15 protein-coding genes and 1 tRNA gene are annotated in these 20765 nt (G+C 54.6%); 7 read left to right on the top strand and 9 right to left on the bottom strand.

The features are described 5' to 3' along the window. Positions 1-2: 2 nt before the first annotated feature. Positions 3-710 carry a purine nucleoside phosphorylase YfiH/LACC1 family protein gene (locus tag AC6I8E_RS15855; RefSeq protein WP_013359117.1) on the bottom strand — a complete coding sequence of 236 codons (708 nt, stop codon included), beginning with the start codon at positions 708-710 and terminating at the stop codon, positions 3-5. Positions 711-816: 106 nt separating this feature from the next. Here AC6I8E_RS15855 and AC6I8E_RS15850 point away from each other — a divergent pair, with 106 nt between their 5' ends. From AC6I8E_RS15850 to AC6I8E_RS15835, 4 genes are all read left to right on the top strand, one after another. Beyond that, entirely contained in the window at positions 817-1626 is an 810-nt protein-coding gene (locus AC6I8E_RS15850; RefSeq protein WP_033784078.1) for a 5'-nucleotidase, lipoprotein e(P4) family, read from the top strand. A 579-nt stretch (positions 1627-2205) separates the two neighbouring features. Further along, the gene (locus AC6I8E_RS15845) at positions 2206-2841 is read left to right on the top strand and encodes a carbonic anhydrase (RefSeq protein WP_041457109.1); all 636 of its coding nucleotides are present in this window, start codon (positions 2206-2208) and stop codon (positions 2839-2841) included. Next, the gene (locus AC6I8E_RS15840) at positions 2838-4313 is read left to right on the top strand and encodes a SulP family inorganic anion transporter (protein WP_033784076.1); all 1476 of its coding nucleotides are present in this window, start codon (positions 2838-2840) and stop codon (positions 4311-4313) included. The genes AC6I8E_RS15845 and AC6I8E_RS15840 overlap by 4 nt, the downstream gene beginning before the upstream one ends. A 269-nt stretch (positions 4314-4582) precedes the next feature. Further along, positions 4583-6004 (top strand): GGDEF domain-containing protein, encoded by a 1422-nt coding sequence (locus AC6I8E_RS15835; RefSeq protein WP_013359113.1) that lies wholly within the window; start codon positions 4583-4585, stop codon positions 6002-6004. 20 nt (positions 6005-6024) lie between these two features. Here the strand turns inward: AC6I8E_RS15835 and ddlA are convergent, their stop codons facing one another. Further along, a complete protein-coding gene (gene ddlA / locus AC6I8E_RS15830) occupies positions 6025-7122 on the bottom strand; it encodes a D-alanine--D-alanine ligase (RefSeq protein ID WP_013359112.1) in 1098 nt (365 codons plus the stop codon). A gap of 197 nt (positions 7123-7319) precedes the next feature. On the opposite strand from ddlA, the gene AC6I8E_RS15825 reads away from it, so the two are divergent. Further along, the gene (locus AC6I8E_RS15825; RefSeq protein ID WP_497824218.1) at positions 7320-8360 is read left to right on the top strand and encodes a LacI family DNA-binding transcriptional regulator; all 1041 of its coding nucleotides are present in this window, start codon (positions 7320-7322) and stop codon (positions 8358-8360) included. Positions 8361-8386: 26 nt separating this feature from the next. Here the strand turns inward: AC6I8E_RS15825 and AC6I8E_RS15820 are convergent, their stop codons facing one another. The 5 genes from AC6I8E_RS15820 to AC6I8E_RS15800 form a co-directional block, all read right to left on the bottom strand. Continuing rightward, entirely contained in the window at positions 8387-9733 is a 1347-nt protein-coding gene (locus tag AC6I8E_RS15820) for an MFS transporter (RefSeq protein ID WP_095706641.1), read from the bottom strand. A gap of 36 nt (positions 9734-9769) precedes the next feature. Then, positions 9770-12253, bottom strand: a complete 2484-nt coding sequence (locus AC6I8E_RS15815; protein WP_497824217.1) for a PA14 domain-containing protein — start codon at positions 12251-12253, stop codon at positions 9770-9772. Between the two features lie 30 nt (positions 12254-12283). Further along, positions 12284-13366 (bottom strand): beta-galactosidase BglB, encoded by a 1083-nt coding sequence (bglB, locus tag AC6I8E_RS15810; protein WP_497824216.1) that lies wholly within the window; start codon positions 13364-13366, stop codon positions 12284-12286. A gap of 1044 nt (positions 13367-14410) precedes the next feature. Then, positions 14411-14486: transfer RNA gene (locus tag AC6I8E_RS15805), tRNA-Ile, on the bottom strand. A 202-nt stretch (positions 14487-14688) separates the two neighbouring features. Beyond that, positions 14689-15480, bottom strand: a complete 792-nt coding sequence (locus AC6I8E_RS15800; RefSeq protein WP_313677709.1) for an SDR family NAD(P)-dependent oxidoreductase — start codon at positions 15478-15480, stop codon at positions 14689-14691. Between the two features lie 138 nt (positions 15481-15618). On the opposite strand from AC6I8E_RS15800, the gene AC6I8E_RS15795 reads away from it, so the two are divergent. Continuing rightward, complete coding sequence (locus AC6I8E_RS15795) at positions 15619-16203, top strand: TetR/AcrR family transcriptional regulator (RefSeq protein ID WP_370419264.1); 585 nt, start codon at positions 15619-15621, stop codon at positions 16201-16203. Continuing rightward, on the top strand, positions 16200-16718 hold the full coding sequence (gene mug, locus AC6I8E_RS15790; RefSeq protein WP_497824215.1) for a G/U mismatch-specific DNA glycosylase: 519 nt from the start codon (positions 16200-16202) through the stop codon (positions 16716-16718). The genes AC6I8E_RS15795 and mug overlap by 4 nt, the downstream gene beginning before the upstream one ends. Before the next feature lie 75 nt (positions 16719-16793). Here mug and rpoD read toward each other — a convergent pair whose 3' ends face one another. Then, entirely contained in the window at positions 16794-18635 is a 1842-nt protein-coding gene (gene rpoD, locus AC6I8E_RS15785) for an RNA polymerase sigma factor RpoD (protein WP_013359071.1), read from the bottom strand. A 323-nt stretch (positions 18636-18958) separates the two neighbouring features. Next, entirely contained in the window at positions 18959-20704 is a 1746-nt protein-coding gene (gene dnaG, locus AC6I8E_RS15780) for a DNA primase (RefSeq protein WP_095706648.1), read from the bottom strand. Positions 20705-20765 lie beyond the last annotated feature (61 nt).

The following is a 20765-nucleotide window of genomic DNA, read 5'->3' as shown; positions in this document are numbered from 1 at the left end:
CGCTAACGCCGCCGGATCCACGAATAGCGTGAGCGATAGCCGCTGCCATGGTGAGTATTAAAGCGGTAGCTTGATCCGCTCTCAGCCATGCAGTAGGTGCAGACATTCACGTTATCAATCTGCGCGGCCGGGACGCCCGCGATCACCAGCAACTGCGTCGCCAGCGCAGGCAGATCGAACCAGACGCCCTGCTGGTGAGCAGAGGCCTGAGTACGCTGCGCCAGCGGGTTGACCGGCTGCTTCTGGTGCCAGCGCAGCCCGAGGGCAAACGCCGGGTTCTGCGCTATCTCCGCCAGTTGCGGTTCGGCCAGTTCATAGCAGCAGGGGCCCATCGCCGGGCCGATGGCCACCACCAGATCCTGCGGCTCACAGCCCAGCTCGCCCAGTTTTTCCACGGCGCGGGTCAGCACGCCCGCCAGCGTGCCCTTAAGTCCGGCATGCACCGCCGCCACGATTCGCTTATTGCGATCGGCGAACAGCACCGGCAGGCAGTCAGCGGTATAAACCGCCACCGGGCGCGTCCCGCTGCCGATTACACCATCTGACTCGCAGCTTTTCGGCGGGATGTTCTCAATGTCGGTGACCACGGTCGCGCTGTGGCGCTGATGGCCCCAGGCGGCATCGGCGGGAGGCGGCTCACCGGCGGGCTGAAACGCATAATCGAGCCACTCCAGCGAATCGAGCAATGGCGAGCGCGGGATCACGGCCATAAGAATCTCCTGTTATAACAGCGTGCGTTGGGCTGCCCACAGCTTACGTTAACTGCTACATTTTTGAAGCTTCTCCTCAGACCTTTATCACCTTAAGGATGAAATGATGAAAACCTCCGCAAAACTCGCTGCATCCGGACTGGTCGCATTGCTGCTGACCGGTTGCGCCTCGTCGTCACATCAGACCGCACAACAGCAGCTCGGCCAGCAATCGGTGCTGGCGCTGAACTGGTTCCAGCAGTCTGGTGAATATCAGGCGCTGACCTGGCAGGCGTTTAACACCGCGCGCATGGCGTTTGATCAGGCACCGTCGCTGACCGGCAAACCCAAAGCGGTGATTGTCGATCTGGATGAAACCATGCTGGATAACAGCGCCTACAGTGCATGGCAGGCGAAGAACGGCCAGCCGTTCAGCAGCAAAACCTGGTCAGCCTGGACACAGGCGCGTCAGGCGAAAGCGGTGCCGGGTGCAGTAGAGTTCGCACGTCATGTGACAGAGAAGGGCGGTACGCTGTTCTATGTGTCGAACCGCGATCAGAAAGATTACGCCGCCACTGTCGCTAATATGCAGCAGCTCGGCTTCCCGAACGTCAGCGATAAAACGGTACGTCTGAATACCGACAGCTCCAACAAGCAGGCGCGTTTCGATGCTATCAAAAACGCGGGCTACAACGTGGTGCTCTATGTCGGCGACAACCTCAACGATTTCGGTGGCTCGACCTGGCATAAGGGTAATCAGACGCGTCGCGATTTTGTGAATCTTAACCACCAGCAGTTTGGTACGCAGTTCATCGTGTTGCCGAATCCGCTCTACGGCGACTGGGAGAGTGGAATGGCGGAAAACTACAATAAACTGACACCCGAACAGCAGCTGTCGGTGCGGGAATCACGGCTGCAGAGCTGGAACGGTAAATAATTCGTCAAGAAAAAGAGCCTGCCCGTTCAGGCTCTGTTCAGAAATGGCCCTGATTTACTTACTGCCGTCACTATTCTGCTGCAAATCAAATTAATCATCTCTTGCTTCATTCTTCTCTTATTACAGGCATATTTAACTGGCTGTCAGTAATTAAGCTGGTGGATTGTGCTAATGGTTAATTTTTTAATTAAGAGTATTCCTGGTAAAAAGCACGCCGGTTGGTATGGCAGTGAATATCCCCTTATTTAATGTTTGTATTTATTTGTCAGCGGCAACCTTAGTTTATTTTTACTTATTTTTTAGCTAATTGATTTTAATGGATTAATAAGGCGATTGGTTTATCTGACCTCATTTCTGCTGCTGAATTAAATTTACTTAAGCCTGACCTTTACTGACCGTTGACTGACAAAAACCGCGTTGTTAAATCGCTGTGAAATATTGCGCGTGCATTGAAATTGGTTAGCGTCTATAACCTTTTTCTGTGACTCAGTTCTTATTAACCTGGCGGCTCACGCTTTATTTGTGAGCCGATACACTTTGTGGTTAGCCAGGATGCGACATCCCGGTAGTAGAGAGAAGATGATTGTGACGACACTTAAACCCTTATTAGCGAAAAATCGCAGTTGGGCATTACAGCGCCGCCAGCGTAATCCGGATTATTTTAATAAATTCCTTCATCAGCAAAAGCCGCACTCACTCTGGATTGGCTGTTCTGACAGTCGCGTTCCGGCAGAAGTCTTAACCGGCTCCCATCCTGGCGAACTCTTTGTGCATCGCAATATCGCCAACATGGTGATCGAGGACGATGACAATTTACTGAGCGTGCTGCAATACGCACTCTTCTTTCTCGGCGTTAAACGCATTGTATTAAGCGGTCACTATGGCTGCGGCGGTGTAGAAGCCGCGCAAAATCTGCCGGGCAGCGTGCTGGACGGGCAGGATAGCGCGCTGGCGAGACGCATCCAGACCCTGCGTGATGATATTCAGCATGGCCTGGCAGAAATGCCTTCCTCAGACGTACCGCCGGGTGAACAGCTCGATCGGCTGGTTGAGGCCAATGTTAAGGCGCAATTCGCCAGACTGGTGAAATCTGAACCGGTCAGGCAAATCTGGCAATCGGGCCAGGAACTGGAGGTGTTTGGTTGTGTTTACGACCTGCGCTCCGGTCATCTCAAAGAGCTGATTCATCAATCTGCAGAGGAGCCTTCATTATGAACCTCGATACCCTGCGTCGCGATATTCCTGCGGGTCTGGTGGTTTTCCTGGTCGCCTTACCGCTCTGCCTTGGCATCGCACAGGCCAGCGGATTACCCCCGTTTGCCGGGCTGCTGACTGGTGTGATTGGTGGTCTGGTGGTGACGTCGCTGAGCCCATCCCGGTTTGCCGTCAGTGGCCCGGCGGCGGGTCTGGTCACCATCGTCGTCGCCTCAATGGCCTCACTGGGCAGTTTCTCCGCCTTTCTCACTGCGCTGATTATTGCCGGGGCACTGCAATGCGTGTTTGGTCTGCTGCGCGCCGGGCGGTTTATTTCGCTGGTGCCAGGTAGCGTCATCAAAGGGATGCTGGCGGCGATTGGCCTGCTGCTGATTATGCAGCAGATCCCGGTAGCGCTGGGTGCCGCTGGTGATGCAGAACTGGTGTCACTGGTGACCGGCCAGATGACTTTCTCGCTGCCCGCAATCATGGTAGCGGGTGTCGGTCTGGCCATTTTGTGTCTCTGGACGACCGCGCCGGTGAAACGGATCAAAGCGCTCGCCTGGATCCCCGGCCCGCTGATTGCGGTGCTGATCGGTTGCCTGGCTACCGTGGTGGGAGGACGACTTTTTCCTGAGATGACGCAGGGGCTGGCGCGCATCTCTTTACCCGCTTTTGACAGCGTCTCTGCGCTGGTGGCTGAACTGGAAACGCCCGACTGGATGGCCTGGCAGAATCCGCAGGTCTGGGTGGTTGCGGTGACGCTGGCACTGGTCGCCAGTCTGGAGACCCTGCTGAGTCAGGAGGCGCTGAAAAAATTGCGTCCTCAGACACCCGCGCCATCGCCCAACAAAGAGATGTTCGCGCAGGGTATCGGTAATCTGGCGGCCGGTTTTCTTGGGGCGATGCCGATAACGGCAGTGATTGTGCGCAGCTCAGTCAACGTCAGTGCGGGCGCGCAGACGAAGCTCTCGATCTTCATTCACGGCGTGCTGCTGCTGATTTGCGGCATGTGGTTCAGTGAGATGCTGAATGCCATTCCGCTGGCCAGCCTGGCTGCCGTGCTGCTCTATACCGGTTATAAACTGGCGACACCCAAACTGTTTGTTGAGCAGTTCCGGATGGGGGCACAGCAGTACGTGCCGTTTCTGGCCACCATCGTCGGCATTATCACGCTGGGTATGCTGGTCGGTATCGGCATCGGCATCGCCACGCAAATCCTCTACAGCATCTATAAGAGCCATCGTAACGCGCTGCAGCTTACCCGCTATGACGACCACTACGTGCTGCGTTTCCAGCAGAACCTGACCTTTATGCACAATCCAAAGCTGCAGGGATTGCTGGATGAGATCCCGGAGAACAGCGTCGTCATTGTTGATAACGACAATGCGGAGTATATCGATCCGGACGTTAAAGCGGTGCTGAAAGATTTTGGTGATAACGCCGACAAACGTGGCATCCGCCTGAGTCAGTGGCCGGTCGCGGTAAAATAGCGCTTAGCGCAACGGTAAAGTCGTTTAAAAGGCAAAAATCGGATATCTCGGATATCCGATTTTTTTATTTGCGAGGCATAATAAGTTCCTAATTTCTGCTGTCATCTGATGGGTTTAACCTCTGCAGGATAACTTTCCTGAATCAGCCCGTGAAATGAGGCTTTATCGCCGGATGACATTGAGGGTATTCAGGATTTAATCATTCTGACACCACGCGCCTGTTCAGGCTGGCGTGGACAGCCAGCCTCTCTGCGACAAGGTCCGGATGTATGCGCATACAGCTGTTTGAAGAGCACAACGCTAAGAAGAACGCATTTTTGCTGTTTTTGATCACGCTGCTGTTTTGCTTTATCGGCGGACACCTGCGTTTCCCCCAGGAGCTGTCTCTGTTCTGGCCGGTCAACGCGATCGTCACTGGCGTTATCGTCCGTAATCCTTTTCTGCATCAGACCCGCTCTTATTTGGCTATTTTTGCCGCGATGGTGTTTAACGACACCGTATTTTCTGGCTGGGCGCTCTCTGCATTTACCCTCAACCTGGCGAATCTTCTGTTTGTGCTGGTGGCTGCCACGCTGCTGGTAAAGCATCTTCAGCACGACTCCGGCAGCGAGCGTATTACCAGTGTGCTGCGTATTTTTCCGGCCTGTCTGCTGGCCGCGCTGGCCTGTGCCAGCTGGGGAGCACTGGCACAGCAGGCTGATTTTAATGCCGGACTGGCGGTGGCATGGGGTGACTGGTTCAGCGAGCAGTTCTCAACCGGGCTGATGCTGCTGCCCTTTTTGCTGACGCGCGACTGGTCGTCGCTGTCGCCCCGCCAGTTTCTGCAAATCCGCAAGCTGGCACCGGTCATCGCTGTGATGGTTTCGCTGATGATCGGCGCGATGATGGGCGGCGCGGGCAGTTTGACGCTGCCGGTTCCGGCGCTGGTCTGGTGCGCCATTGTGTTGCCGATGCCGCTGACCAGCCTGGTGATCCTGCTGACCGGCATTACCGAAATCATTCTGGTCTCTCATGGTGTGATGAACATTCAGGGCGACGATAATCTGTTGCCGATTAGCCATCTGACCTCTGCGCGGCTGGGCGTGGCAACCATCGCGATCAGTCCGCTGATCGTGGCCGCAAGCATGGATGCAATCCGCCAGCTTAATCAGCGTCTGGCGCTGCGCGCGAATTACGATTTCCTGACCCGCCTGCTGTCACGTTCCGGTTTATATGAAAGCCTGCGTGCGGAGCCGATTTTCCCGGATCGGAGAGTGGGCGTGATCCTGCTGGATGTCGATTACTTCAAAGCTATCAATGACAATTTTGGTCACGATGCAGGTGACAGCGTGCTGGAAGAGATCGCCCGCCGGATGCAGCGGGTAGTGGGTAAAGCGGGGCGTATCTGTCGCTTTGGCGGAGAGGAATTTGTGGTGGTGCTGTTCGACCAGAACGCGGAAAAGCTCTATTTTCTGGCGGAGGCAATCCGGCAGAAGATGGCGAAAGAGAAGTTCTGGCTGCAGGGCAGCACGGCCACGGTGACCGTCAGCCTGGGGCTGGCCCATGGCAGTGCCGATGAGGCGACGGAATGGCATCGCGTGATCAACCGGCTGATCTCCGCGGCGGATAAAAATCTCTATCTGTCGAAGCGTAATGGCCGTAATCAGACTTCGCCGGTTAACTACCGCGCCATTACCAGCGACGTGGCATAGCGCCACGTCGCCGGGTTCGGTCAGCTGACGCTGCTTTTCAGGGTGCTGGCCTGCTGGTGGCGTTCAATCGCCAGGTCGATCAGACGGCTGATCAAATCCTGATAACTGAGTCCGGCCGCCTGCCACAGTTTCGGATACATGCTGATATTGGTGAAGCCGGGCAGGGTATTCACTTCATTGACGATAATCTCGCCGTCATTGGTCAGGAACACATCGACGCGCGCCATGCCAAAGCACTCCAGCGCGGAGAAGGCTTTGATGGCGACGTCACGGATTGCATCGCTGGTTTCCGCTGCAATGGCTGCCGGAACCACCGTCTGTGCACCGCTTTCAGAGATATATTTGGTGTCATAAGAGTAGAAGGCGTCATGCACCACCACCTCGCCGCACGGGCTGGCTTCAGGCGCATCGTTGCCGAGTACCGCGCACTCAATCTCCCGGCCTTTGATGCCCTGCTCAATCAGCACTTTGCGGTCAAAGGAGAAGGCCAGCGCCAGCGCGGCATCAAATTCTTCAATGCTATCCACTTTGCTGACGCCAACTGATGAACCCTGGTTGGCAGGTTTGATAAACAGCGGCAGGCCAAAGCGGGCAATCACGGCTTCGGCGTCCAGTTGCGCGCGCTGCGCCTGGGTGACGCTCAGCCATGGCGCCACGTTGAGGCCAGCATCGCGTAACAGGCGTTTGGTAAAATCTTTATCCATGCTGACAGCAGAACCCAGCACGTCAGAGCCGACAAACGGTAATGATGCCATGCGCAACAGGCCCTGCAGGGAGCCATCTTCACCCAGCGTACCGTGCACGATAGGGAAGATAACGTCGATCTGCGACAGCGGATGGGCGTTGTGGCGGGTGATGATCTGCTGCTGCGTGTTACCCGGCACCAGCGCCACATCTTCAGCGGCGTGATTCAGCGCGATCAGCGCCGGGTTTTCAGCGTTCAGTAAGAAGTTCGACGCATCATTCAGACGCCAGTGTCCCTGTTTGTCGATGCCCAGCAACACTACGTCAAACCTGGTTTTGTCGATCGCCTCAAGGATATTTTTGGCCGACTGCAACGACACCTCATGTTCAGCCGATTTGCCGCCAAACACGATCCCTACCCGCAACTTTGTCATCAATTTTGCCCACTGAAAAAATCAAAACCACAAGATAGCATGGGGTTTGCGCGGGTTAAATTACCTGAAATTCAAATGTCGGTGACAGAAATGGCCAGCTTATGCTGTTTTAATAGTGGCCACTCTTTTAGAACATTGTACAAAGCAGGCCTCAGGGATTACGTCGGATGAAAAACTGCCCCAAAAAAGGATGATAAATGAGTAAATCTGATGATCAGGCAGAGGGCGGCGCAGGATATCGCCGCGTAAGACTGGAGGATATTGCTATCCGTTGTCGCACCTCGCTCAGTACGGTGTCGCGGGCACTTTCAGGAGAAAAAGGGGTTAGCCACGAACTGCGTACACGGATTCAGGATGTGGCGCGCGCTATGCGTTATACGCCAGCTCAGGAACTGGGCGGTGCGCGAATCGTGCTGGCCATTTCGCAGGTGGCGATGCTGGATTATCACCGCTATCAGTTTAGCTGGTACGTACTCCAGGGACTGAAGGCGCGGGCGACGTTGCTGGGTGTTGATCTCATCACTCATCCGCTCAACGATAACGATAATGGCGCTCTGCAGGCGCTGCTGGAAGAACCGGACGTCGGGGGCGTGCTGGCGCTGACGGTAGATGACAGCGGCTTTCTTGATATGCTGGTGAACCTGCAAAAACCGGCAGTATTGGTGAATACCGAAGATCCGCTGATGCGGTTATCCAGTGTGCTGCCCTGTAACCGTTCCGCCACGCGTATGGCCTGTGAATATCTGCTGGATCGCGGCCATCGCGACATTCTTTTTCTGACCCATCCTGGCAGACGACCTATCGAACAACGTGAGGAGGGCTGGCGTGAAGCGATGCGCTGCCGCCAGTTAATCTGCGACGATTCGCGCATACTGACGGTAACAGACTGGCTGCCGGAGCTGGCAGAGCGCGCGGTGATCGCCCGTTTCCGCGACAATCCGCATGAATGCACGGCGATACTGTGCGCCAATGATTCGCTGGCGCTTGGTGCGATGAATGGTATGCGGGCCTTGGGCGTGCGCGTGCCGGAAGAGATGTCGGTGATGGGGATGAATAACCTGCCGCAGGCGGAGTTTGCTACACCGCCATTGACCACCGTTCACCTCTCTGTGCAGGAGATTGGCACGCTGGCGCTGGAATTATTGCAGGACATCATAGAGGGCAGGATGGCAATCCCAAGGCGTGTTGAGCTGGCGTGTGCCATCGTCGAACGTCAATCGGTGGCTCGTATCGGGTGATAAGGGCCACCGGGAGAAGAGGCGGGTTACTCGAATTTAGCCCGATCCATTTTCGGTATTAACAGCAGATACATCACCGCCCATGCCAGCAGGTAAGCGACAGAGCTGATAGCAAACAGCGCCCAGTAGTTTCCTGAAGATTCAAGCACGGCGCCAATCACGGTAGAGAAGATCACGCTGCCGATCATCCCGAAGGTACTGCCGATTCCCACGACCGACGCCACGGCTGCGCTCGGGAAGAGATCGGATACCGAGGTCAGGATATTAGCGGACCAGCCCTGATGCGCCGCCGCAGCCAGCCCGACCAGTGCGACCGCTGCCCACAGATTTTCGACCTGCGTGGCGGCAAAAATCGGCAGTACCAGACAGGCGCAGATCAGCATCGTGATTTTACGCGCGCTGGCGGTGCTAAACCCTTTACTCATCAGCTTACCGGGTAGCCAGCCTGCGCCCAGACTGCCGACGATGGCGAAGAGATAAATGACGATCAGCGGCAGACCCAGACCCTCCATCCTGATACCGCGTGATTCATTGAGCCATTTCGGCAGCCAGAAGAGGAAGAACCACCAGATGGGGTCAGTTAACATTTTGCCTATTGCCACGGCCCACAGCTGGCGATAGCCCAGCAGACGCGTCCATTTGATAGCGGAAACACTGACGACTTGTTCTTTATCCTGCGCAATCCAGGCCTGCTCTTCTGCGCTGGCTTTTGCTTTTACCGGGCCAAAGAAGAGGAACCAGGGAATCAGCCACAGGAAGCCGATGGCACCAAGAATTAAGAATGCGCCGTGCCAGCCGTAGTGTACCGCGATAAGAGGGATAAGCGCTGGCGAGATGACCACGCCGACATTGACCGCGACGCCAAGAATGCCCGTTGCCAGCGTACGTTCCTTTTTAGGATGCCACTCGGCAATCACCTTCATCGCGGCCGGGAAATTAGCGGATTCACCCAGTCCAAGCAGAATGCGAACCAGCGCAAAACCCGCGACTGAACCGACGACCGCATGTGCCATTGCCGCAGCACTCCAGACCACCATCGCCATCGCATAGCTGATTCTGGTGCCCAGCTTGTCGATAATACGCCCGCATACCAGGGTGCCAAGGCCGTAGGCCAGGGTAAATGCATTGACCAGCCAGCTGTACTCCATCTGCGTCCAGCCAATATCTTTTTGCAGCATCGGCGCCAGCAGGCCGAGAATCTGACGATCCATGTAGTTAACCGTCGTCGCAAATACCAGCATGGAGCAGATGATCCAGCGATAGTTGCTTTTGGGTCTGGCCACCTCACGAGCCGGATTGTGCAGCGCATTCGGATTAACATCACCGGAGGTCTGCCGGGAAGGAACAGCCTGTTTGTCGATTTGCGTATCCATTATTATTTTCCTTGCCCGGTCTCTGCCGGGCGTTGGTTACAGAGGAAGTTCACGGCTGCTGCCCACGACGCTCCACTGCTGTGGATCAAGGGTCCGGTTTTCGGCGTTGACGCGTCCATCGGCCAGGAAGTGCACGGTTCCGTACAGTGGATCGTTCACGCTGATCGTGCCGTCATCGTCTTGCGTCATGGTCAGATCGCTGAAGCGCGCGCTAAAGGCATCCAGCGAGCTATCGACCTGGTCGTTGATACGAACCAGCCAGCAGGTTTGCTGTCCGTTAAGGCGAATTTCACAGCCGCGGGTGGGGCCGCTATTCACCGTTTCGAACGCGTGATTGCCCACCAGCAACGCCATACCCTCACCGCTGCGTACGAGCGCACGCCTGTCGCGGATAGCTACTTCATCGAACTGGCTTTGCGGCAGCCATGCGTGAGTAAAGGGCGGCTGATCGGCATGGAGATGAAAAGTCAGCACTGCCAGCCCGCGATATTGCTGAACGCGGGGCAGCGTGCCGCATCCACCCCAGTAGGAGGGGCGACCGAATCCACCGTGCAGGGTCTCGCCAGGATGATTGATCCAGATCTGCGCTTCGGGCTGGTTGCCCAGGCGTAAATGAAAGGGCGTCTCCTGATAGCCCCATTCCCCCCAGCGATAACCCGCTATCGATCCCATTGCCGCATGGCGATTTTTGTAGTGATAGAGTCGGGCAATCCGGTTAGCGCCCTGGGCAAAACACCACTCAAGGGCGCTCTCTTTTTGCCAGGCGGCAACCTCCCGGAGTTCTGCCGGAAGGGTGAGCAGGCCCTCGCGCAGCAGCAAGGCCAGTTGCGGCAGCGCATGGAAACGACAGCCGTAGTTGCCTTTGCCCCAGAGCAAACGTGAAATGGCCGCCAGTTCCAGAGAACGCCCGGCGCGCAGGGTATGTTCGTAAGACCGTCCCTGAGAGGCGGTCAGAAAACCCTGGTGGGTAGAATGGGCAATCTGCGTCAGTAAACGCTTGATTGCCGCGATGGCTCGCTGACTGATCTGCGCATCGCCCGACAGCGCAGCCAGTGCAGTGAGGCCTTTGAGATCGATGGGGAAGTAGGGCGCGGAGTTCCATTCGGCCATTTCGCACTGTTCGAAATGGTCCAGCCAGCTGATGACACGTGCTTTACCCGCCGCCGCCTGCTCACGCCCACTGCGCCCGGAGCGGGTAAAAACGGCATTCGGGTGGAGGTTACCCGCCAGCAGCGCCGCAGTGTGGAACAGCAGTGCGTGGTTCTCAGAGAAGTACCACTGAACATCGTTGCCAGGTTCATCCATCCAGTAGCGGAAGCGCAGAATGGCATCATCAATACGCCCGCGAACCGCCGGATCGATGCTGTCGCCCCATACCGTGCGGCACCACAGCAGCGGCACGAGCGTAAAATCCGCACAATCATGGCAGTCGAGTACCGAGGGCAAGACGCCATCCAGCATCTGCTGGGTCTGATCATCGTTGAGGCCACAGGCCAGTCGTGCCAGCGCTTTGACGCTGCTGTATTCACCTTCATGAGCGACCACGTTCAGCGCTTCAGTAATCCGCGCTTCCTGTGTTGGCGGGGTCGCTGTCTGGCGGTCGGCGTGGCAGATTTCAACGCCCAGCGTGCGGCTAATCCTGAACCCTTCACGTTGTAACGTGATATGGAAATTACGGAAGTCCGCTGGAATGGCTTCGCTTTCCGCAATGGCGACCAGCGACTCGTCCGCAGTCAGTCGGCTATGAAGTGTGACCGGCTCATCCAGCGAGATAAAGTCGCCCAGTACATCGACATGCAGATCGTAGTCCGTCGACGCAGGCTGAGGAAAGGCCAGACGAATAGTGCCGCGGTTGTAGACCGGGTGCTCAAAGGAAACGCCATCAAGTAACTGCTCAAGCTCTTTGACCTGCGCGGCGGGAAGCGGGGTTTCCAGCGCGATATGCAGCGGTTCACCGGCAAGGTAGTCGAGCTGAAAAAAGAAGCGGATATCGCGTTCGGCTAAGTCATCAAACCAGAGTTCCAGTTCGTTTTTTCCTGACTGAAGACACAGGCTGAATTCGCGCTGACTCTCCAGGTTACGCTGATAATCAGCCATCCAGAGCACATCTTTACCGTTCAGCTTCAGTAATGCCCCGCCGCACGTTGCCAGCCGAAAACGGTACTCGCCCGCCTGTGGGCAATCGATCAGCGTTCTGGCCCAGGCACCGACACGGGTTGGCCGGAACCAGAAGCCGGAGAGATCAACCCGATCTGAGGCGAAAGGGAACCACCAGCGAGAGTAAACTGCATTCGCGAACGGCTGCGGTTTCTGGCCAGCAAAATGCTGGTGAAAGTCGTCCCGGCACGGGTAGGTGTGAGGAATAAAATTTTTGTGCATACTTAAAAAGAAAAACGGATCCATTTCGCCAGCCATCGGTGAATCCACCGTGTCATAACGCAGGCTGGTAATATCGGATAACTGCCAGTAGTGCACAGCATTACCTGCCGTTAAATTAAAATTGCTATATTCGATAGGCATTATTTTTCTCCCGAAGAGAAGGGTCGTGTTTTATTTTTTATCAGCGAGGCGCAGACCTTCAGTCAGGCATAATATGGCTAGTGCCTGACCATATCCGGTAGGCTGCAATGGAATATCTTTATAAAACTGCAATGTCCGGCCCATTCGTGTGCCATAAGAAACATTGTGTACCGTCCCTTCGGCATCAATATTATTCTGAACAATTGTCAGCGCTTTTACTCCCGCCTGTTGCCATCGGTCATCGCCAATGCCAAGACGCGCGCCTTTTAATAAGCCGTAGCCAAAACCGGCGGTTGCGGAAATTTCGATATAGGAGTCAGGATGGTCGAGCAGGGTGTGCCAGGCACCGTTTTCCGCCTGCAGGTCGATCAGCGTATTAACCTGCTTTTTCAGGCACTCAATAAGGTATTCACGCACGCCCGCACTGACGTCAGCCAGCTCCAGCAGCTCAAGTATGCCAACGGTAATCCACGCATTGCCGCGCGCCCAGCGGGCTCTGGCAAAGTTACTGTTCTCAACAAAGCTCCAGCCGTGGAACCACAACCCGGATTGCGGATCGTTGAGGTAGCGCGCATGCAGCAGGAACTGTCGCACTGCCTCATCAACCAGCTCCTGACGCCCGGAGACTGTGCCGTAGTGGGCCAGGAACAGCACCACCATGAATAGCGTGTCGTCCCAGATTTCCATTTCGTTAACGCCGTCGGAAACCACATGCTGAAAGCCCTGTTCCGGCGTACGTGGGAGTTCAGTCATTACGCGCGTCGCCCATTTATCCAGTACCTGCTGATAGTGGGGCTGCCGGTGATGAGACCAGAACAGCGACAGGGGAAGCATCGGCGCGGTAGTATTTACGTTAAGGACTGGCAAACCCTTTTCAATATTGTTCTGGAACCACAGGTCGATAATTTTAAAAATCTCATCAGACTTCGTATTTTCCCATAAGCGAACCAGTCCAAATAGCCCAACGCCTTGTGGCCACTCCCAGCTGGAGAATGAAATATAATCTCCGGCGCTACCGTCAAGGTTGGGTTCATTAAATCGCCCATTATCTTTTAATTCAGTAAAGCCGCGCAGGAGTAATTGAATATTTTTATTTATCGAACGCTTTTCCATTTTTATCCCCAACTGTTTTTTAAAATAATTATTCAAAAGGGATTAAATCACTGTGCATTTCATATGCGCAATACGAAAAAATTTTGCGTTTATATTTTGTGAGCTTTACCTGAATTTATAAGACCTGAAGCACCCTCTGTTTTACAGTAAAAAAAACGGGAACCATTGATAAATAAATGATTTTATGAAACGTTATTTCATTTTTCAGGTTGGGTTTGCGCAAATTTTTTGCGTCATCGTTGAACAGGGTTTTAGGGCTGTTGATTAACAGCAGGTGTCACGGGTGTCAGGGGGCAGCGATCTGTGATGGGTCGATGATGTCGTATTCAGGATTGCATTGCGGCTGGTGATTGGCGGTGCTACAGGAGAAGGTAAAAGTTTGATCTGGCATACAGCAGTCATCATGGAAGGTGGCTTCTGCCCGGCCCGCTTGTGTTCAGGCCAGCAGGGATAAGGAAGAATACGTTTTCTCAGGTGCCCTCATCTTTGTGCGGCACAGCATCTTTTCTTTGATCGGACGTTATTTTGCATAGCGGTTTATAAGTAAGACCTGAGATCTTCCTGGCGTCCCTGACAGGCTTTCTCTCCTTTCGCTTTCCCGACATGAAAGGCCACGCGCTAAGTAACTCGGAAAGTATTTCGAAAAGCTGGTGCATGATTGTGTTCCTCTCTTCATCAGGTCCGGCAATGCCAATGACTTTAGCATGGCGCTAACATTTAGTGGGCTGGATTTATGAGAGGTGTTGAGGGTGAGTTGCAGGTGACAAAGCGGGTCGTTGTTGTACGTCTCGGTGATGGTTGATGAATGGTGGGTTCTTTGAAACCGTTCACCGGGTCTGCTGTATGACGCCTGGCCTGTCATTGATGATAAAGGCTGGCAGAAGGCACAATATTCACAGTTCTGATTCAGACTGTTTGAGGTAATCAGTTGAGTGTTTACCGTGGCGGTGAAAATACGCCGCCACGTTGCCGCCACTATAAAATGCAGGCACAAAAAAACCGCTTCAATGAGCGGCTTAACTCTATGTCTTCATAGGATAAATTTGGTGGCCCCTGCTGGGTTTGAACCAGCGACCAAGCGATTATGAGTCGCCTGCTCTAACCACTGAGCTAAGGGGCCAGCGGAGCGGGGATTATAAAGTATCTCTTCAGGGCAATCCAGCACTCCGCCACCGGTTGCCGAAATAAGCAGCAGCAATTTAGCTGCTGATTTCTATAACAAATCTGGCAACGCCTGAAGCTGCAGTCGCAAAACGGCACGGATAATGCTTCTCCGTACCGTTAACGAAACCGGACTTCAGCCGCGATAAGTTAACGCTGACTCAGTTCTGACGATAGCGGGATGCGGATTTATCCCGTGAAAGGTGAGGGACCATAGCACCACGCGCCCGATCGTAATCGTGCCACATCTGAAGATCCTCCAGCGCCGGAATGGTTACCCCCTCTTTGCTGTCCAGACCGGCAAGCGCGGCATCCACCATCTCATCAACGTCCATCAGCATCTCAGCCGGGATTTCGTTGATCGACTGGCCGGCACGGTCGAAAATTTCAGTGCGGGTTGCGCCGGGTAATACGGCCTGTACCTGCACGCCGCTCTCTGCAAGTTCTCGCTGCATGGCGCGCGTCAGAGTCAGCACGTAAGATTTAGTGGCGTTATAGGCGCCATTGAACATCTCGTGCATTAGCGACAGCACCGAGGCGATATTGATAATGATGCCATGACCGCGTGCTTTGAATGCCCGGCCCGCCGCCTGTGCCAGTCGGGTTGGGGCCAGAATATTTAACGCCAGCATGCTGTTGATGCGTGTAATGTCTGCCTCCAGAAACTCGCCTTCCACGCTCATGCCAGCGTTGTTCAGCAGCAGCGTAATCTCTGGGTTGTTCGCCAGCTCCGACTCCACGCGCTTCAGGTCCTGCTCCTCCGTTAAGTCAGCCTTCATGACGGTCACCCGGATAGCATGCTGTTGTGCCAGTGCATCCGCCAGAGTGGTGAGTCGCGCCTGATCCCGCGCCACCAGGATCAGATCATAACCGCGTGCTGCCAGTCGTTTTGCATAAGTCGCGCCGATACCGCTGGATGCGCCGGTGATTAATGCTGTGCCTGATTTTGACATCTTTTCTTCCTCGTATGATGATCGTCATAATGGCTATAAATATGACGATCATCATATCGGCAGTCAAGCTGGAATATGATGACCGTAATAATTACTATAATAGCCAGAAGCTACCGGGCAGAAACCGAAGGAAATAAGATGGAGAAGCAGAGCAGCAAAGCACAGACGCGACAGCGTATCCTTGATGAGGCGGCGCGTGTGATGCGTGAAACCGGTACCGAAGGGATCGGTGTGGCGGCGCTGATGAAGCGGGTAGGGCTGACACACGGCGGTTTTTATGCACATTTTGCGTCACGTGAGGAGCTGGTTGAGGAGGTGCTGAAACATATGTTCGCTGAAGCCGATACCTTTAAGCCCGCTCAGTCAGTGACCCAGCCAGCGCAGCAGCTGGCAGACTTTATTGATAGCTATCTTTCCGAGGCGCATCGCAATGCACCGGCGCAGGGCTGTCCGCTGGCGGCACTGGTGAGCGAAGTGGCCCATCTTCCACAGCCGACACGGCAGATCTTCGCCCAGGGCTTTAATACGATGCATGCCGGTCTGGCGCAGATACTGCGTGAGCTTAGATTGCCGGATGTGGAAGCGCTGGCCTCCAGCATGCTGGCAGAGATGGTGGGCGCACTGGCACTGGCGCGGGCCTGTCCGGATGCAGAGCAGGCCAGCCAGATGCTGCAACGCAGCCGCGATGCGCTGAAGCAGCGTACGCTGGAGGTGGCAGCATGAGTGAGCACGCTATCAGGGACATCATCAGCTCCGATCTTGATGTGCTGTTCTGCGGCATCAATCCAGGTCAGTCAACTGCCCATCAGGGATTTCACTTCGCGCATCCCGGCAACCGGTTCTGGAAGGTGATTCATCTGGCGGGATTCACCCAACAGCAGCTGAAACCGGAAGAGGAGCGGCGTCTGACAGAAACCGGCTGCGGCATCACCATGCTGGTTGAACGACCCACTGTACAGGCGAATGAATTAGCGCCTGATGAGTTGCGTGATGGCGGTAAACGTCTGATGCAAAAGGTGCTGGATTATCAGCCCGCTGCGCTCGCGATTCTGGGTAAAGATGCTTTTCGTCGCGCCTTTAAGCAGAGCAAAGTCGAATGGGGCAAACAGCCAATCTGTATGGGGAAAACGCAGGTGTGGGTGTTGCCGAATCCCAGCGGTCTGAATCGCGCATCACTGGACGAAATGGTTGAGGCATATCGTCAGCTCTGGCTGGAACTGCACCCGGAGAGCAAGTGAACCTGCTAAGGGCTGGGGAGAGGCGCTAACAGGCAGGCATAAAAAACCCCGGCGAACCGGGATTTTTGTCGGACTTTAATCGTCGAGGAAGCTACGCAGCACTTCCGAACGGCTCGGATGGCGCAGTTTACGCAGGGCTTTCGCTTCAATCTGACGAATACGCTCACGCGTAACGTCAAACTGTTTGCCCACTTCTTCCAGCGTATGGTCCGTGTTCATATCGATACCGAAACGCATGCGCAGTACTTTCGCTTCACGCGCGGTCAGGCCAGCCAGCACGTCGTGAGTAGCAGAACGCAGGCTCTCTGAGGTAGCAGAATCCAGCGGCAGCTCCAGCGTGGTGTCTTCAATAAAATCGCCCAGATGTGAATCTTCATCATCACCAATCGGCGTCTCCATCGAGATCGGCTCTTTAGCGATTTTCAGCACTTTGCGGATTTTATCTTCCGGCATCAGCATACGCTCAGCCAGCTCTTCCGGCGTCGGTTCACGGCCCATCTCCTGCAGCATCTGGCGCGAAATACGGTTGAGCTTGTTGATGGTCTCAATCATATGAACCGGAATACGGATGGTACGCGCCTGGTCAGCGATAGAGCGGGTGATAGCCTGACGGATCCACCAGGTCGCATAGGTCGAGAACTTGTAACCACGGCGATATTCAAACTTATCTACCGCTTTCATCAGGCCGATATTACCTTCCTGAATCAGATCGAGGAACTGCAGACCGCGGTTGGTATATTTTTTGGCAATCGAAATAACCAGACGCAGGTTCGCTTCCACCATCTCTTTCTTGGCGCGACGGGCCTTAGCTTCACCGATCGACATGCGACGGTTAATGTCTTTAACCTGCTCAATAGTCAGGCCGGTCTCTTCTTCAACCTGTGCCAGTTTCTGCAGGGACCGCATCACGTCATCCTGCACTTCCAGCAGCTTCTCAGACCACGGCTTGTTCATGGCCAGTGCGGCTTTGAACCAGCTTTCGTTGGTTTCGTTGCCGGTAAACAGCGTGATGAAGTTTTTCTTTGGCATTTTGCACAGCTCAATACAGAGCTTCATGATCAGACGTTCCTGAGTACGGACACGTTCCATCATGGTGCGCATGCTGCCTACCAGGTAGTCGAACTGCTTCGGTACCAGGCGGAACTGCTTGAAGACGTCGGAGAGGTTCTGGATTTCGGCAACGGCAGCAGCATGACTGCGACCTTTGCTTTTAATCACGTCGCGGGTGGTTTCATACTGCTTACGCAGGTCAGAAAACTTCTCGCGCGCCAGTTCCGGGTCGATAGAGTTATCGTCGTCGGAGCTGTCATCATCCTCTTCATCTTCTTCATCGTCGTCGTTACGATCGGCTTCAGAAAGTTCAGAACCCACGTGCGTTGCCGTCGGGGCCAGATCTTCTTCTGCGTTAGGATCGACGAAACCCGTGATCAGATCGGAGAGGCGTGATTCACCTGCTTCAACTTTGTCGTATTGATCCAGAAGATAAGTAATCGCTTCAGGGTATTCGGCTACAGAACACTGAACCTGGTTGATACCGTCTTCAATACGCTTGGCGATGTCGATTTCGCCTTCGCGCGTCAGCAGTTCAACGGTACCCATTTCACGCATATACATGCGAACCGGGTCGGTGGTGCGCCCGATTTCAGATTCAACGCTGGATAACACCTGAGCGGCAGCTTCCGCGGCATCTTCGTCAGTATCGGAGCTGTTTTCATTCAGCATCAGATCGTCGGCATCCGGGGCTTCTTCAACCACCTGAATACCCATGTCGTTAATCATCTGGATGATGTCTTCGATCTGATCTGAGTCGACGATATCTTCCGGCAGATGGTCATTGACCTCAGCATAGGTCAGATAGCCTTGCTCCTTACCACGGGTGACAAGAAGCTTGAGCTGTGACTGCGGGTTTTGCTCCATAAGACGGTATCCACACTTCTGTTAAATTAGATTGGTGTCGGTCGGCAGCGCGCCAACAATAGCAGTGAAGGCGTTTAATTCTTGCCGCTGCCTTCGTCGCGGCGTGGGCTTTGCCCAACAGTAATCGGCACTTAAGCCGCTTGTATAAATTTTTGGTGGTACAGGCCTGGCTTACTCGCCATTCTGCTTCCCGGCAGTGCTCGCTCTCCTCACGTACTTCAGTACGCTCCGGGAGCTGTGCGCTGGCGGTAACCAGACTGGCTTAACGCTCCCGGCCTTAAAACAGCCACGCCGCCCTTCGTCAGAACGGGCAGCGTGCAAAATTATTTCCTGGCAAACGCCTGACTGAGTGTCCAGAGTTCACGGCGCTCATCGGCGCTCAGTCCCTGGGTGCGCTCACGCGCAATTAAAAACTCCAGGCGCTCTTCAAGAGCAGAATCGTAGATGCTGGCCAGCGAGTCCTGAAACACCGCTTCGGCTTCTTCATCTACTATCATGTGGTTCCAGATCGCCAGCGTTTCAAGCGTCTGACTAAAATTTGTTCCGCGATATAACTCTAGTAGCTGTCCGGTGGTCAATCCAGGATTCTCGGTACAACGACCCACTAACTCAATAAATAGCGGTAAACCCGGCATTTTTGACTCAGACAGCCCATCAAGCGAAGGCACCAGGGTGGCCAGCTGCGGGTTCTGAATCAGCAATGCTACCAGCACGCGCATGGTGGTCCGTTTCAGCGGTGGCGCAACCGGCGCCGTTCCGCTTGCGGCCAGCTTTGGCATCAGCTTTTCAAGCTGATTGTCGTCAAGAATACCGAGCTTGTTCCCCAGTTCCTGACGCATATAAATACGTAAGGTCTCACCGGGGATCTGCGTAATCAGCGGTAAAGCCAGCGTGCTCAGACGCGCTTTTCCGTCGCGTGAGCTCAGATCAACCTGCGGCAGCAGGCTATCAAACAAAAACGAAGAGAGCGGCATCGCCTGCTCCATCCTCGCTTCGAAGGCGGCTTTACCCTCTTTGCGTACCAGCGTATCCGGGTCTTCACCATCGGGTAAAAACATAAAGCGTAGCTGACGACCATCATTCATGTAAGGCAATGCGGTCTCAAGCGCACGCCATGCCGCTTCACGACCCGCCCTGTCGCCGTCGTAACAGCAGATCACGGTGTCGGTACTGCGAAACAGCAACTGAATGTGTTCAGCCGTGGTGGAGGTACCTAACGACGCAACAGCATAATCAATGCCGTACTGCGCCAGCGCAACCACGTCCATGTATCCCTCGACCACTAACAGGCGGGCGGGTTCAGGATGGTTCTTAACTGCTTCATACAGGCCATAAAGCTGGCGGCCTTTATGGAAAATAGGGGTTTCCGGTGAGTTCAGATACTTCGGCGTATCGTTACCCAGTACGCGACCACCAAAACCGATGACGCGTCCGCGTTTATCGCGGATCGGAAACATGACGCGGTCGCGAAACCGGTCATAGGTACGGCCTTTGTCATTGCTGACCAGCATGCCCGCTTCCATCAACGATTCGCGGTCTTCCGATTGCTTACCAAAACGCTTGAGAACATTATCCCAGCCGGCTGGCGCGTAACCTATGGCGAAATGATTGATGATGTCGGCGCTCAGACCACGACGATCAAGATAGTCGCGTGCTGGCTGCGCACTGGATTGCTGCAGACCCTGCTGATAAAAACCGTTCAGGTTCTCCATCAGCTGATACAGGCTCTGGCGCTGATGGCGTTCCATCTGGCTGGGCCCGCTGCCTGCTTCGTAAGGCACGTCTAAACCGTGGGAAGTGGCCAACTCTTCAATACTTTCAACAAACTCCAGACGATCAAAGTTCATTAAAAAGTCGATAGCGTTGCCGTGTGCACCACAGCCGAAACAGTGATAGAACTGTTTTTCGCCGTTTACGGTGAAAGAGGGCGTTTTTTCATTATGGAAAGGACAGCACGCATGGAAATTCTTACCCTGCTTTTTCAGCTTAACGCGGGCATCGATAAGATCCACGATATCCGTGCGGGCAAGTAAATCGTTGATAAATACGCGTGGAATTCGTCCAGCCATACGCCCCAGATTTTCAGCTCATAAACGGCAACAAGCCGCGCTTCCTTTCGGAAAGCACGGC

Source organism: Pantoea sp. X-Soil-YNGN-785, assembly GCF_059730585.1.
The sequence above is the reverse complement of the archived record's forward strand: the minus strand, read 5'-3'. Positions and strand labels throughout refer to the sequence as shown.